Source organism: Streptomyces sp. NPDC006332 (genome assembly GCF_040612855.1).
Classification (GTDB): Bacteria; Actinomycetota; Actinomycetes; order Streptomycetales; family Streptomycetaceae; genus Streptomyces.
This window is the reverse complement of record NZ_JBEXRA010000007.1, coordinates 1-12391: the sequence shown is the minus strand read 5'-3', so window position 1 is coordinate 12391 and position 12391 is coordinate 1. Positions and strand designations below refer to the sequence as shown.

Here is a 12391-nt window from a genome sequence, read left to right as displayed (position 1 = left end):
ACCGATGAGCACTGTTGACATCCTTTCGCCTGCCGGCGAGAAGACCGGTAGCGTCGAGCTCCCCGCGGAGATCTTCGGCGTGGAGAAGATCAGCATCCCGCTGATCCACCAGGTCGTCGTCGCGCAGAACGCCGCTGCCCGCCAGGGCACGCACAAGACCAAGCGTCGCGGTGAAGTCCGTGGTGGCGGTAAGAAGCCTTACCGTCAGAAGGGCACCGGCCGTGCGCGCCAGGGTTCGACCCGCGCGCCGCAGTTCGCCGGCGGTGGCGTCGTCCACGGCCCGCAGCCGCGTGACTACTCGCAGCGGACCCCGAAGAAGATGAAGGCCGCGGCCCTGCGCCACGCCCTCACCGACCGGGCCCGCCATGACCGTATCCACGTCGTCTCCGGCGTCGTCGAGGGTGAGAACCCGTCGACGAAGGCCGCCCGGACGCTGTTCGGCAAGATCTCGGAGCGCAAGAACCTGCTCCTGGTCGTCGACCGCGCCGACGAGGCCGCGTGGCTGTCCGCCCGCAACCTGCCCCAGGTCCACATCCTGGAGCCGGGCCAGCTGAACACGTACGACGTTCTCGTCTCGGACGACGTGGTCTTCACCCAGGCCGCTTTCGAGTCCTTCGTGTCTGGCCCCAAGGCCGTTGACACCGAAGGGAGCGAAGCCTGATGGCTACGCGTCACCCGAGCATTGCCTCGAAGGCCGCCAAGGCCGCCAAGGCCGCGCGCGTCGCCAAGGCGCGCCGCCACGAGGCCGAGGGCAAGAACACCGTCGTCACCCCGGCGAGCAAGGCCTTCACGGACCACCGTGACGTCCTGCTCAAGCCGGTCGTGTCGGAGAAGAGCTACGCGCTGCTCGATGAGGGCAAGTACACCTTCATCGTCGCGCCGGGCGCCAACAAGACCCAGATCAAGCAGGCCGTCCAGGCGGTCTTCTCGGTCAAGGTCACCGGCGTCAACACGATCAACCGCCAGGGCAAGCGCAAGCGCACCAAGACCGGGTTCGGTCAGCGCGCGGGCACCAAGCGCGCGATCGTGACCCTCGCCGAGGGCGACCGTATCGACATCTTCGGCGGTCCGACCGCTTAAGCGGGTCGGATCGTCCGATATCGGACGAGGACTGAGAAATGGGAATCCGCAAGTACAAGCCGACTACGCCGGGCCGTCGCGGCTCCAGCGTCGCCGACTTCGTCGAGGTCACGCGGTCCACGCCGGAGAAGTCGCTGGTCCGCCCGCTGCACAGCAAGGGCGGCCGTAACAACGCCGGTCGTGTGACCGTTCGCCACCAGGGTGGCGGACACAAGCGCGCCTACCGAGTGATCGACTTCCGTCGTCACGACAAGGACGGCGTGCCGGCGAAGGTCGCGCACATCGAGTACGACCCCAACCGCACCGCGCGCATCGCGCTGCTGCACTACGCGGACGGCGAGAAGCGCTACATCCTCGCCCCGCGCAACCTGCAGCAGGGTGACCGCGTCGAGAACGGTCCCGGGGCCGACATCAAGCCGGGCAACAACCTGGCGCTCCGCAACATCCCGGTCGGTACCACGATCCACGCGATCGAGCTCCGTCCCGGTGGCGGTGCCAAGTTCGCCCGCTCCGCCGGTGCCTCCGTGCAGCTGCTCGCGAAGGAGGGCCAGATGGCTCACCTCCGCATGCCTTCCGGTGAGATCCGCCTGGTCGACGTGCGCTGCCGCGCCACCGTCGGCGAGGTCGGCAACGCCGAGCAGAGCAACATCAACTGGGGCAAGGCCGGCCGCAAGCGCTGGCTGGGCGTTCGCCCGACCGTTCGCGGTGTGGCGATGAACCCGGTCGACCACCCGCACGGTGGTGGTGAGGGCAAGACCTCCGGTGGTCGCCACCCGGTCTCCCCGTGGGGTCAGAAGGAGGGTCGTACTCGTTCGCCGAAGAAGGCTTCGAACAAGTACATCGTCCGCCGCCGCAAGACGAACAAGAAGCGCTAGGAGCGGGTTTAGATGCCGCGCAGTCTCAAGAAGGGGCCCTTCGTCGACGACCACCTGATCAAGAAGGTGGACGCCCAGAACGAAGCCGGCACCAAGAACGTCATCAAGACCTGGTCCCGTCGCTCCATGATCGTGCCGGCCATGCTCGGCCACACGCTCGCGGTGCACAACGGCAAGACCCACATTCCGGTGTTTGTCACCGAGTCGATGGTCGGCCACAAGCTCGGCGAGTTCTCGCCGACGCGCACCTTCCGGGGTCACGTCAAGGACGACCGGAAGTCGAAGCGCCGCTAACCGCGGGGTGGAATGACCATGACAGACACTGGAAGGACAACCATGGAAGCCAGGGCCCAGGCGCGGTACATCCGCGTCACGCCCATGAAGGCCCGCCGCGTGGTGGACCTTATCCGTGGCATGGATGCCACGGAGGCTCAGGCGGTCCTGCGTTTCGCCCCGCAGGCCGCGAGCGTGCCGGTCGGCAAGGTGCTGGACAGCGCCATCGCCAACGCCGCGCACAACTACGACCACACCGACGCCGACAGCCTCTTCATCTCCGAGGCGTACGTCGACGAGGGCCCGACCCTGAAGCGGTTCCGTCCGCGTGCCCAGGGCCGCGCCTACCGGATCCGCAAGCGGACCAGCCACATCACCGTGGTCGTCAGCAGCAAGGAAGGAACCCGGTAATGGGCCAGAAGGTTAACCCGCATGGGTTCCGGCTCGGTGTCACCACCGACTTCAAGTCGCGTTGGTACGCCGACAAGCTGTACAAGGACTACGTCAAGGAAGACGTCGCCATCCGTCGGATGATGACGTCCGGCATGGAGCGCGCCGGCATCTCGAAGGTGGAGATCGAGCGCACCCGTGACCGCGTCCGTGTGGACATCCACACGGCCCGTCCGGGCATCGTCATCGGCCGCCGTGGCGCCGAGGCCGACCGCATCCGCGGTGACCTCGAGAAGCTCACGGGCAAGCAGGTCCAGCTGAACATCCTCGAGGTCAAGAGCCCCGAGACGGACGCCCAGCTGGTCGCTCAGGCCGTCGCCGAGCAGCTCTCCTCCCGCGTCTCCTTCCGTCGCGCCATGCGTAAGAGCATGCAGGGCACGATGAAGGCCGGCGCCAAGGGCATCAAGATCCAGTGCGGTGGCCGCCTCGGTGGCGCCGAGATGTCCCGCTCGGAGTTCTACCGCGAGGGCCGTGTGCCCCTGCACACGCTCCGTGCGAACGTGGACTACGGCTTCTTCGAGGCCAAGACGACCTTCGGCCGCATCGGTGTGAAGGTCTGGATCTACAAGGGCGACGTCAAGAACATCGCCGAGGTCCGCGCCGAGAACGCTGCCGCCCGTGCGGGTAACCGCCCGGCTCGCGGTGGCGGCGCCGACCGCCCGGCCCGTGGTGGCCGTGGTGGCGAGCGCGGCGGTCGCGGTCGCAAGCCGCAGCAGGCTCCCGCTGCCGAGGCCCCCAAGGCCGAGGCTCCGGCTGCCGCTCCGGCTGAGAGCACCGGAACGGAGGCCTGACCGACATGCTGATCCCCCGTAGGGTCAAGCACCGCAAGCAGCACCACCCGAAGCGCCGTGGTCAGGCCAAGGGTGGTACGACGGTCGCGTTCGGCGAGTACGGCATCCAGGCCCTCTCGCCGGCGTACGTGACCAACCGCCAGATCGAGGCGGCTCGTATCGCGATGACCCGCCACATCAAGCGTGGCGGCAAGGTCTGGATCAACATCTACCCGGACCGCCCCCTGACCAAGAAGCCCGCCGAGACCCGCATGGGTTCCGGTAAGGGTTCGCCGGAATGGTGGATCGCGAACGTGCACCCGGGCCGGGTCATGTTCGAGCTGTCCTACCCCAACGAGAAGATCGCCCGTGAGGCCCTGACTCGTGCCGCTCACAAGCTGCCGATGAAGTGCCGGATCGTCAAGCGCGAGGCAGGTGAAGCGTGATGTCGGCCGGTACCAAGGCGTCCGAGCTGCGCGAACTGGGTGACGAGGAGCTTCTGGCGAAGCTCCGCGAAGCCAAGGAAGAGCTGTTCAACCTCCGCTTCCAGGCGGCGACGGGTCAGCTCGAGAACCACGGTCGGCTCAAGGCCGTCCGTAAGGACATCGCGCGGATCTACACCCTGATGCGTGAGCGCGAGCTGGGCATCGAGACGGTGGAGAGCGCCTGATGAGTGAGAGCAACGTGACTGAGCAGACCGAAGGGGCCCGCGGCTTCCGCAAGACCCGTGAGGGTCTCGTCGTCGGTGACAAGATGGACAAGACCGTCGTCGTCGCCGTCGAGGACCGCGTCAAGCACGCGCTGTACGGCAAGGTCATCCGCCGTACGAACAAGCTCAAGGCGCACGACGAGCAGAACGCCGCGGGCGTCGGCGACCGTGTCCTCCTCATGGAGACCCGGCCGCTGTCCGCGACGAAGCGCTGGCGCGTCGTAGAGATCCTCGAGAAGGCCAAGTAGTCCCCTCAGGGGATCTGGGCAGATGCAGCAAGCTCCTGCGGGCAAACCCGCAGGACAGTTCCGCCAGGCTCCGGGAGCCGCTCGCTGAGCGGCTCCCGGGGAACCGGCAGACAAACAGGAGATAGACGTGATCCAGCAGGAGTCGCGACTTCGTGTCGCCGACAACACTGGTGCGAAGGAGATCCTTTGCATCCGTGTGCTCGGTGGCTCCGGTCGCCGCTACGCGGGTATCGGTGACGTCATCGTCGCCACCGTCAAGGACGCGATCCCCGGTGGCAACGTGAAGAAGGGTGACGTCGTCAAGGCGGTCATCGTTCGCACCGTCAAGGAGCGCCGCCGTCCGGACGGCTCGTACATCCGCTTCGACGAGAACGCCGCCGTCATTCTGAAGAACGACGGCGACCCTCGCGGCACCCGTATCTTCGGCCCCGTGGGCCGTGAGCTGCGCGAGAAGAAGTTCATGAAGATCATCTCGCTCGCGCCGGAGGTGCTGTAAGCATGAAGATCAAGAAGGGCGACCTGGTCCAGGTCATCACCGGTAAGGACAAGGGCAAGCAGGGCAAGGTCATCGCGGCCTTCCCCCGCGAGGACCGTGTCCTGGTCGAGGGTGTCAACCGGGTCAAGAAGCACACCAAGGCCGGTCCCACGGCTCGTGGTTCGCAGGCCGGCGGCATCGTCACCACCGAGGCCCCTGTTCACGTGAGCAACGTTCAGCTCGTCGTGGAGAAGGACGGCAACAAGGTAGTGACCCGCGTCGGTTACCGCTTCGACGACGAAGGCAACAAGATCCGCGTTGCCAAGCGGACGGGTGAGGACATCTGATGACGACCACCACCAGCCCGCGTCTGAAGCAGAAGTACCGCGAGGAGATCGCGGGCAAGCTGCGTGACGAGTTCAAGTACGAGAACGTCATGCAGATCCCCGGCCTCGTCAAGATCGTGGTCAACATGGGTGTGGGCGACGCCGCCCGCGACTCCAAGCTGATCGACGGCGCGATTCGCGACCTCACCACGATCACCGGCCAGAAGCCGGCCGTCACCAAGGCCCGTAAGTCCATCGCGCAGTTCAAGCTGCGTGAGGGCCAGCCGATCGGTGCCCACGTCACGCTCCGTGGCGACCGCATGTGGGAGTTCCTGGACCGCACCCTGTCGCTCGCGCTGCCGCGCATCCGCGACTTCCGCGGCCTGTCCCCCAAGCAGTTCGACGGCCGTGGCAACTACACCTTCGGTCTCACCGAGCAGGTCATGTTCCACGAGATCGACCAGGACAAGATCGACCGCACCCGGGGTATGGACATCACCGTGGTGACCACGGCGACCAACGACGCTGAGGGCCGCGCGCTCCTTCGTCACCTCGGCTTCCCCTTCAAGGAGGCGTGAGCGAGATGGCGAAGAAGGCTCTGATTGCCAAGGCTGCTCGTAAGCCCAAGTTCGGTGTACGTGGCTACACGCGCTGCCAGCGCTGCGGCCGTCCGCACTCCGTGTACCGCAAGTTCGGCCTGTGCCGCGTGTGCCTTCGTGAGATGGCTCACCGTGGCGAGCTGCCGGGCGTGACCAAGAGCTCCTGGTAATCCCCCACTTCGGGATTCCAGAGGCTCTCGGTAAGTAAAGGGCGGTGTCAGGTGCCCACCCCTCCATGGCTTAGGCTAGGAGGGTTGGGCGCTTGGACGCCCATACGACTTACTACGCCGTAGGTCCACCGCGCCGCACCCGTCCCGTCTCGGATCGGGGAGAGGGATGGCGCACCAGGAAACCCCGGCGAGAGAGGCCGAAGGCCAATTCATGACCATGACTGATCCGATCGCAGACATGCTTACGCGTCTGCGGAACGCGAACTCGGCATACCACGACTCCGTGACGATGCCGGCATCGAAGATCAAGTCGCACATCGCGGAGATCCTCCAGCAGGAGGGCTTCATCACGGGCTGGAAGGTCGAGGACGCCGAGGTCGGCAAGAACCTCGTCCTGGAGCTGAAGTTCGGCCCCAACCGTGAGCGCTCCATCGCGGGCATCAAGCGGATCTCCAAGCCCGGTCTCCGGGTGTACGCGAAGTCCACCAACCTGCCGAAGGTGCTCGGCGGCCTCGGCGTGGCGATCATCTCCACGTCGCACGGGCTCCTCACCGACAAGCAGGCCGGCAAGAAGGGCGTGGGTGGGGAAGTCCTCGCCTACGTCTGGTAGCGGAAGGGAACGGAGGAAACAGCTATGTCGCGTATTGGCAAGCTCCCCATCACGGTTCCCGCCGGCGTGGACGTCACCATCGACGGCCGTACGGTCTCGGTCAAGGGCCCCAAGGGAACCCTGAGCCACACCGTTGTCGCGCCGATCGACATCGCCAAGGGTGAGGACGGCGTGCTCAGCGTCACCCGCCCCAACGACGAGCGTCAGAACAAGGCCCTGCACGGCCTGTCCCGCACGCTGGTGGCGAACATGATCACCGGCGTGACCCAGGGTTACGTGAAGAAGCTCGAAATCAGTGGTGTCGGTTACCGCGTCACGGCCAAGGGTTCGAACCTTGAGTTCGCTCTCGGCTACAGCCACCCGATCACCGTCGAGGCGCCCGAGGGCATCACCTTCAAGGTCGAGAACCCGACCCGGTTCTCGGTCGAGGGCATCGACAAGCAGAAGGTCGGCGAGGTTGCGGCCAACATCCGCAAGCTGCGCAAGCCCGACCCGTACAAGGCCAAGGGCGTCAAGTACGAGGGCGAAGTCATCCGCCGCAAGGTCGGAAAGGCGGGTAAGTAAGCCATGGCATACGGACAGAAGATCCTCAAGGGCGACGCCTACAAGCGCGCCGCGATCAAGCGCCGCCACATCCGGATCCGCAAGTCGATCAACGGTACGGCGGAGCGTCCTCGTCTGGTCGTTACCCGCTCCAACCGCCACATCGTGGCCCAGGTGATCGACGACCTCAAGGGTCACACCCTTGCGTCGGCGTCCACCCTGGACACCTCGATCCGCGGTGGCGAGGGCGACAAGTCCGCGCAGGCCAAGCAGGTCGGCGCCCTGGTCGCCGAGCGTGCCAAGGCTGCCGGTGTCGAGACCGTCGTATTCGACCGTGGTGGCAACCAGTACGCCGGGCGCATCGCCGCCCTGGCGGACGCCGCCCGCGAGGCCGGGCTCAAGTTCTAGAGCCGCCCGTCGCGGCAGCGACTGATCGTTGCTGCGTAGCTAGCGGAAAGAGAGAGGTAATCCAATGGCTGGACCCCAGCGCCGTGGAAGCGGTGCCGGTGGCGGCGAGCGGCGGGACCGGAAGGGCCGTGACGGCGGCGCTGCTGCCGCCGAGAAGACCGCGTACGTTGAGCGCGTTGTCGCGATCAACCGCGTCGCCAAGGTTGTGAAGGGTGGTCGTCGCTTCAGCTTCACCGCGCTGGTCGTGGTGGGCGACGGTGACGGCACCGTGGGTGTCGGTTACGGCAAGGCCAAGGAGGTGCCGGCCGCCATCGCCAAGGGTGTCGAGGAGGCCAAGAAGCACTTCTTCAAGGTCCCCCGTATCCAGGGCACCATCCCGCACCCGATCCAGGGTGAGAAGGCTGCCGGCGTCGTGCTGCTCAAGCCCGCGTCCCCGGGTACCGGTGTTATCGCCGGTGGTCCGGTGCGTGCCGTGCTCGAGTGCGCCGGTATCCACGACATCCTGTCGAAGTCGCTCGGCTCCGACAACGCGATCAACATCGTGCACGCCACCGTGGCGGCCCTGAAGGGCCTGCAGCGTCCCGAGGAGGTCGCGGCCCGCCGTGGTCTGCCGCTCGAGGACGTCGCTCCCGCGGCTCTGCTGCGTGCGCGTGCCGGGGCTGGTGCGTAATGGCACAGCTCAAGATCACGCAGACGAAGTCGTACATCGGCAGCAAGCAGAACCACCGTGACACCCTGCGCTCCCTTGGCCTCAAGGGCATCAACACGCAGGTCGTCAAGGAGGACCGCCCCGAGTTCCGCGGCATGGTGCACACCGTCCGCCACCTCGTGACGGTCGAGGAGGTCGACTGATCATGGCGGAGAACAACCCGCTCAAGATCCACAACCTCCGTCCCGCCCCGGGCGCCAAGACCGCCAAGACCCGTGTGGGTCGTGGTGAGGCGTCGAAGGGTAAGACGGCCGGTCGTGGTACCAAGGGCACGAAGGCCCGTTACCAGGTTCCGGAGCGCTTCGAGGGTGGCCAGATGCCCCTCCACATGCGTCTTCCGAAGCTGAAGGGCTTCAAGAACCCGTTCAAGACCGAGTACCAGGTCGTGAACCTCGAGAAGCTGGGCGCGCTGTACCCCGAGGGTGGCGAGGTCACCGTCGAGGGCCTGGTGGCCAAGGGTGCCGTTCGCAAGAACAGCCTCGTCAAGGTCCTCGGCCAGGGCGAGATCTCCGTGGCGCTGCAGGTGACGGTCGACGCCGTCTCCGGCTCCGCCAAGGAGAAGATCACCGCTGCCGGCGGTACGGTCACCGAGCTCATCTGAGCCCGGGCGGCCCCGCCGCACACGCACAGAGGCCGGGCAGTTCTCCCGCGGGGGAGCTGCCCGGCCTTTGCCGTGGGCCTGGGCGCCGGGTGAGAACGGCTCCGCGAGACGGCTCACGACAACCGTTCGCGGCCACGGCTCGCGGAAAACGGCCGAAAAGTGCCGCTGCCCGGCAGTTCATCCGCCCACCACCGGCGACAATGCCGGAAGATCTCCTTGTTTTCCCGATTACTCCCCGCTGGTCACTACGCACAGTCAATGTGATGTGACTCGCACCGGGTGATGACGGAGATCTTCACCGCCCCGTCCCTGACCGACCCTTGACCTGCCGCCTGTCAGGCAAGCTTCACCTGGCTGCGCAGCCGCTGTTAGAGTCCATGAGGTCCACCTGTGCCCGCGCGAGGTATGCCGTTCGGTGTCGGGGTGGTAGAAAACATCGTTCGGCCCGCTGGGCCCTGTTTATACGACTAGTCCCTGCCGCGCGCGGCGCGGGGGTCGCAGGAGGAACCGTGCTCACCGCGTTCGCCCGGGCGTTCAAGACGCCCGACCTGCGCAAGAAGCTGCTCTTCACTCTCGGCATCATCGTGGTCTACCGAGTGGGTACCCACGTTCCGATCCCGGGCGTCGATTACACGGCCGTCCAGCAGTGTGTGGACGAGGCGTCCGGCAACCAGGGCCTGTTCGGTCTGGTGAACATGTTCAGTGGTGGTGCGCTGCTCCAGATCACCATCTTCGCGCTGGGCATCATGCCGTACATCACGGCCAGTATCATCCTGCAGCTGCTGACCGTCGTGATCCCGCGTCTGGAAGCCCTGAAGAAGGAGGGGCAGGCCGGCACCGCGAAGATCACGCAGTACACGCGGTACCTGACGGTGGCGCTCGCCATCCTGCAGGGCACCGGCCTCGTCGCCACCGCCCGCAGCGGTGCGCTGTTCAGCGGCTGCCAGGTCGCCAGCTCGATCGTCCCGGACCGTGCGATCTTCACCACCATCGTCATGGTCATCTGCATGACCGCCGGTACGGCCGTCGTGATGTGGCTCGGCGAGCTCATCACCGACCGCGGCATCGGCAACGGCATGTCGATCCTGATGTTCATCTCGATCGCCGCGACCTTCCCGTCGGCGCTGTGGGCCATCAAGAAGCAGGGCACCCTGGCCGACGGCTGGATCGAGTTCGGCACGGTCATCGCGGTCGGCCTGGTCATGGTCGGCCTGGTGGTCTTCGTCGAGCAGGCCCAGCGCCGCATCCCGGTGCAGTACGCGAAGCGGATGATCGGCCGCCGTTCCTACGGCGGTACGTCGACGTACATCCCGCTCAAGGTGAACCAGGCGGGCGTGATCCCCGTCATCTTCGCGTCGTCGCTGCTCTACATCCCGGCTCTGGTCGCGCAGTTCTCGAGCGGTACGTCCGGTTGGAAGACCTGGATCGAGGGTCACCTCGTCAAGGGAAACCACCCGTACTACATCGTTTCGTACTTCCTGCTCATCGTGTTCTTCGCGTTCTTCTACGTGGCGATCTCCTTCAACCCCGAGGAAGTCGCCGACAACATGAAGAAGTATGGTGGCTTCATCCCGGGCATCCGGGCTGGCCGACCGACCGCTGAGTACCTGTCGTACGTGCTCAACCGGATCACCTGGCCGGGTTCGCTGTATCTGGGTCTGATCGCTCTCGTGCCGACGATGGCGTTGGTCGGCTTCAATGCGAGCCAGAACTTCCCCTTCGGCGGGACGAGCATCCTGATCATCGTGGGTGTCGGTCTCGAGACGGTGAAGCAGATCGAGAGCCAGCTCCAGCAGCGCAATTACGAAGGGTTCCTCCGCTGATGCGTATCGTCCTCGTCGGGCCGCCGGGCGCCGGCAAGGGAACGCAGGCCGCGTTCCTCGCCCAGAACCTGTCGATCCCGCACATCTCCACGGGCGACCTGTTCCGGGCCAACATCAGCAAGCAGACGGAACTCGGCAAACTGGCGAAGTCCTACATGGACGCGGGCAACCTGGTCCCGGACGAGGTCACCATCGGGATGGCCAAGGACCGCATGGAGCAGCCCGACGCGGAGAACGGCTTCCTGCTGGACGGCTTCCCGCGCAACGTGTCGCAGGCCGAGGCCCTGGACGAGATGCTGAAGTCCGAGGGCATGAAGCTGGACGCGGTGCTGGACCTGGAGGTCCCCGAGGACGAGGTCGTCAAGCGGATCGCCGGCCGGCGCATCTGCCGCAACGACTCCGCGCACGTCTTCCACGTGTCGTACAAGGCGCCGAAGCAGGAAGGCGTCTGCGACATCTGCGGCGGGGAGCTGTACCAGCGCGACGACGACTCCGAGGAGACCGTCCGTAAGCGACTGGAGGTCTACCACACGCAGACCGAGCCGATCATCGACTACTACAAGGCACAGGGCCTGGTGGTCACGATCTCGGCGCTCGGCAAGGTGGAGGACGTCACCGGACGCGCCATGGAGGCACTCAAGCGCGAGGACCACGCGGCGTAGCCCGCTCTTCGTAACCGTTCTTCGTACGTCGTCGCAGCCGCGGTTCCCCGGACAGGGGCCGCGGCTGTTGCGTGAGTGCACGTATCGTTGAGCACACCCGCCCTCTCCCGGTCCCAGAAAGGCTCCCGCCGCCATGGTGCAGATCAAGTCCCCCGAGCAGATCGCCAAGATGCGTGAGGCGGGGTTGGTCGTCGCAGCCATCCACGCGGCCACGCGAGAGGCCGCGGTGCCCGGGGCCACGACCAAGGATCTGGACCAGGTCGCGCGCAAGGTGCTCGCGGAGCACAACGCGAAGCCGAACTTCCTCGGCTACGGCGGCTTCCCCGCGACCATCTGCACCTCGGTGAACGAGGTCGTCGTGCACGGCATCCCGTCCGACGAGGTCGTCCTCAAGGACGGCGACGTCATCTCCATCGACTGCGGCGCGATCATCGACGGCTGGCACGGCGACGCGGCCTACACGGCCTTCGTGGGCTCCGGGCACGCTCCCGAACTCGTCGAGCTCTCCCGGGTGACCGAGGAGTCGATGTGGGCCGGCATCGCGGCCATGAAGCAGGGCAACCGCCTGGTGGACGTCTCCCGGGCCATCGAGACGTACATCCGCCGCCAGCCGAAGCCCGGCGGCGGCAAGTACGGGATCATCGAGGACTACGGCGGCCACGGCATCGGCACCGAGATGCACATGGACCCGCACCTGCTGAACTACGTCGACCGGCGGCGCGGGAAGGGCCCCAAGCTGGTACCCGGTTTCTGCCTCGCCATCGAGCCGATGGTCTCCCTGGGCACCCCGAAGACCGAGGTGCTCCAGGACGACTGGACGGTCATCACCACCGACGGCACCTGGTCGTCCCACTGGGAGCACTCGGTGGCGCTGACGGAGGAGGGCCCGCTGGTGCTGACGTCTCCCGACGGGGGCAGGGCCAAGCTGGCGGAGCACGGGGTCACGGCCGCGCCCGACCCGCTGGCCTAGGTGTATTGACCCGCAGGGTTGTTCACGCGGGTGATGGGTGGCTGGCCGCCGAGTGCGGTGTGGCAGCGGTGGTGGTTGTAGGTGTGCAGG

The 12391-nt window shown here is 66.3% G+C and carries 22 protein-coding genes; all 22 read left to right on the top strand.

The window, feature by feature from the left end:
- Window positions 1-4 precede the first annotated feature (4 nt).
- A complete protein-coding gene (gene rplD, locus ABZ027_RS08690) occupies window positions 5-661 on the top strand; it encodes a 50S ribosomal protein L4 (protein ID WP_356765804.1) in 657 nt (218 codons plus the stop codon).
- Complete coding sequence (gene rplW / locus ABZ027_RS08685) at window positions 661-1080, top strand: 50S ribosomal protein L23 (protein ID WP_356765802.1); 420 nt, start codon at window positions 661-663, stop codon at window positions 1078-1080. Before rplD ends, rplW begins: the two co-directional genes overlap by 1 nt.
- 38 nt (window positions 1081-1118) lie before the next feature.
- A complete protein-coding gene (gene rplB / locus ABZ027_RS08680; RefSeq protein ID WP_059192905.1) occupies window positions 1119-1955 on the top strand; it encodes a 50S ribosomal protein L2 in 837 nt (278 codons plus the stop codon).
- Window positions 1956-1967: 12 nt separating this feature from the next.
- A complete protein-coding gene (gene rpsS / locus ABZ027_RS08675) occupies window positions 1968-2249 on the top strand; it encodes a 30S ribosomal protein S19 (RefSeq protein ID WP_003992359.1) in 282 nt (93 codons plus the stop codon).
- 42 nt (window positions 2250-2291) lie between these two features.
- Window positions 2292-2639 (top strand): 50S ribosomal protein L22, encoded by a 348-nt coding sequence (rplV, locus tag ABZ027_RS08670; RefSeq protein ID WP_003974262.1) that lies wholly within the window; start codon window positions 2292-2294, stop codon window positions 2637-2639.
- Complete coding sequence (gene rpsC, locus ABZ027_RS08665; RefSeq protein WP_356765800.1) at window positions 2639-3469, top strand: 30S ribosomal protein S3; 831 nt, start codon at window positions 2639-2641, stop codon at window positions 3467-3469. The genes rplV and rpsC overlap by 1 nt, the downstream gene beginning before the upstream one ends.
- A 5-nt stretch (window positions 3470-3474) precedes the next feature.
- Window positions 3475-3894, top strand: coding sequence for a 50S ribosomal protein L16 (gene rplP / locus ABZ027_RS08660; protein WP_356765798.1), 420 nt, complete (start codon window positions 3475-3477; stop codon window positions 3892-3894).
- Window positions 3894-4118 (top strand): 50S ribosomal protein L29, encoded by a 225-nt coding sequence (rpmC, locus tag ABZ027_RS08655; protein WP_003998824.1) that lies wholly within the window; start codon window positions 3894-3896, stop codon window positions 4116-4118. The genes rplP and rpmC overlap by 1 nt, the downstream gene beginning before the upstream one ends.
- Window positions 4118-4405 carry a 30S ribosomal protein S17 gene (rpsQ, locus tag ABZ027_RS08650; RefSeq protein ID WP_356765796.1) on the top strand — a complete coding sequence of 96 codons (288 nt, stop codon included), beginning with the start codon at window positions 4118-4120 and terminating at the stop codon, window positions 4403-4405. The genes rpmC and rpsQ overlap by 1 nt, the downstream gene beginning before the upstream one ends.
- Window positions 4406-4532: 127 nt before the next feature.
- Complete coding sequence (gene rplN, locus ABZ027_RS08645) at window positions 4533-4901, top strand: 50S ribosomal protein L14 (protein ID WP_003998823.1); 369 nt, start codon at window positions 4533-4535, stop codon at window positions 4899-4901.
- Between the two features lie 2 nt (window positions 4902-4903).
- The gene (rplX, locus tag ABZ027_RS08640; protein ID WP_052839850.1) at window positions 4904-5227 is read left to right on the top strand and encodes a 50S ribosomal protein L24; all 324 of its coding nucleotides are present in this window, start codon (window positions 4904-4906) and stop codon (window positions 5225-5227) included.
- Window positions 5227-5784, top strand: coding sequence for a 50S ribosomal protein L5 (gene rplE / locus ABZ027_RS08635; RefSeq protein WP_356765794.1), 558 nt, complete (start codon window positions 5227-5229; stop codon window positions 5782-5784). Before rplX ends, rplE begins: the two co-directional genes overlap by 1 nt.
- 5 nt (window positions 5785-5789) lie before the next feature.
- Window positions 5790-5975 carry a type Z 30S ribosomal protein S14 gene (locus ABZ027_RS08630; protein ID WP_003948630.1) on the top strand — a complete coding sequence of 62 codons (186 nt, stop codon included), beginning with the start codon at window positions 5790-5792 and terminating at the stop codon, window positions 5973-5975.
- Between the two features lie 211 nt (window positions 5976-6186).
- The gene (gene rpsH, locus ABZ027_RS08625) at window positions 6187-6585 is read left to right on the top strand and encodes a 30S ribosomal protein S8 (protein ID WP_007384075.1); all 399 of its coding nucleotides are present in this window, start codon (window positions 6187-6189) and stop codon (window positions 6583-6585) included.
- Between the two features lie 24 nt (window positions 6586-6609).
- Entirely contained in the window at window positions 6610-7149 is a 540-nt protein-coding gene (rplF, locus tag ABZ027_RS08620; RefSeq protein ID WP_356765792.1) for a 50S ribosomal protein L6, read from the top strand.
- Window positions 7150-7152: 3 nt separating this feature from the next.
- The gene (gene rplR, locus ABZ027_RS08615; protein WP_356765790.1) at window positions 7153-7536 is read left to right on the top strand and encodes a 50S ribosomal protein L18; all 384 of its coding nucleotides are present in this window, start codon (window positions 7153-7155) and stop codon (window positions 7534-7536) included.
- Window positions 7537-7600: 64 nt separating this feature from the next.
- A complete protein-coding gene (gene rpsE, locus ABZ027_RS08610) occupies window positions 7601-8206 on the top strand; it encodes a 30S ribosomal protein S5 (protein ID WP_108014598.1) in 606 nt (201 codons plus the stop codon).
- A complete protein-coding gene (gene rpmD / locus ABZ027_RS08605; protein WP_005481207.1) occupies window positions 8206-8388 on the top strand; it encodes a 50S ribosomal protein L30 in 183 nt (60 codons plus the stop codon). Before rpsE ends, rpmD begins: the two co-directional genes overlap by 1 nt.
- 2 nt (window positions 8389-8390) lie before the next feature.
- Complete coding sequence (rplO, locus tag ABZ027_RS08600; RefSeq protein ID WP_356765788.1) at window positions 8391-8846, top strand: 50S ribosomal protein L15; 456 nt, start codon at window positions 8391-8393, stop codon at window positions 8844-8846.
- 509 nt (window positions 8847-9355) lie between these two features.
- The gene (gene secY / locus ABZ027_RS08595; protein WP_356765786.1) at window positions 9356-10669 is read left to right on the top strand and encodes a preprotein translocase subunit SecY; all 1314 of its coding nucleotides are present in this window, start codon (window positions 9356-9358) and stop codon (window positions 10667-10669) included.
- The gene (locus ABZ027_RS08590) at window positions 10669-11331 is read left to right on the top strand and encodes an adenylate kinase (protein ID WP_356765784.1); all 663 of its coding nucleotides are present in this window, start codon (window positions 10669-10671) and stop codon (window positions 11329-11331) included. Before secY ends, ABZ027_RS08590 begins: the two co-directional genes overlap by 1 nt.
- A gap of 133 nt (window positions 11332-11464) precedes the next feature.
- Window positions 11465-12301: a type I methionyl aminopeptidase gene (gene map / locus ABZ027_RS08585; RefSeq protein WP_356765782.1), complete on the top strand. Its 837-nt coding sequence runs from the start codon at window positions 11465-11467 to the stop codon at window positions 12299-12301.
- The last annotated feature ends 90 nt before the right edge of the window (window positions 12302-12391 follow it).

Coding starts and splice junctions, on each gene's coding strand:
- rplR (WP_356765790.1), top strand. CDS start 7,153: ATGGCATACGGACAGAAGATCCTCAAGGGCGACGCCTACAAGCGCGCC.
- rpsH (WP_007384075.1), top strand. CDS start 6,187: ATGACCATGACTGATCCGATCGCAGACATGCTTACGCGTCTGCGGAAC.
- rplF (WP_356765792.1), top strand. CDS start 6,610: ATGTCGCGTATTGGCAAGCTCCCCATCACGGTTCCCGCCGGCGTGGAC.
- rplP (WP_356765798.1), top strand. CDS start 3,475: ATGCTGATCCCCCGTAGGGTCAAGCACCGCAAGCAGCACCACCCGAAG.
- rplD (WP_356765804.1), top strand. CDS start 5: ATGAGCACTGTTGACATCCTTTCGCCTGCCGGCGAGAAGACCGGTAGC.
- rpsQ (WP_356765796.1), top strand. CDS start 4,118: ATGAGTGAGAGCAACGTGACTGAGCAGACCGAAGGGGCCCGCGGCTTC.
- rplX (WP_052839850.1), top strand. CDS start 4,904: ATGAAGATCAAGAAGGGCGACCTGGTCCAGGTCATCACCGGTAAGGAC.
- rplW (WP_356765802.1), top strand. CDS start 661: ATGGCTACGCGTCACCCGAGCATTGCCTCGAAGGCCGCCAAGGCCGCC.
- rpsS (WP_003992359.1), top strand. CDS start 1,968: ATGCCGCGCAGTCTCAAGAAGGGGCCCTTCGTCGACGACCACCTGATC.
- rplB (WP_059192905.1), top strand. CDS start 1,119: ATGGGAATCCGCAAGTACAAGCCGACTACGCCGGGCCGTCGCGGCTCC.
- rplO (WP_356765788.1), top strand. CDS start 8,391: ATGGCGGAGAACAACCCGCTCAAGATCCACAACCTCCGTCCCGCCCCG.
- ABZ027_RS08590 (WP_356765784.1), top strand. CDS start 10,669: ATGCGTATCGTCCTCGTCGGGCCGCCGGGCGCCGGCAAGGGAACGCAG.
- rpmC (WP_003998824.1), top strand. CDS start 3,894: ATGTCGGCCGGTACCAAGGCGTCCGAGCTGCGCGAACTGGGTGACGAG.
- rpsC (WP_356765800.1), top strand. CDS start 2,639: ATGGGCCAGAAGGTTAACCCGCATGGGTTCCGGCTCGGTGTCACCACC.
- rpmD (WP_005481207.1), top strand. CDS start 8,206: ATGGCACAGCTCAAGATCACGCAGACGAAGTCGTACATCGGCAGCAAG.
- rplE (WP_356765794.1), top strand. CDS start 5,227: ATGACGACCACCACCAGCCCGCGTCTGAAGCAGAAGTACCGCGAGGAG.
- rplV (WP_003974262.1), top strand. CDS start 2,292: ATGGAAGCCAGGGCCCAGGCGCGGTACATCCGCGTCACGCCCATGAAG.
- rpsE (WP_108014598.1), top strand. CDS start 7,601: ATGGCTGGACCCCAGCGCCGTGGAAGCGGTGCCGGTGGCGGCGAGCGG.
- ABZ027_RS08630 (WP_003948630.1), top strand. CDS start 5,790: ATGGCGAAGAAGGCTCTGATTGCCAAGGCTGCTCGTAAGCCCAAGTTC.
- map (WP_356765782.1), top strand. CDS start 11,465: ATGGTGCAGATCAAGTCCCCCGAGCAGATCGCCAAGATGCGTGAGGCG.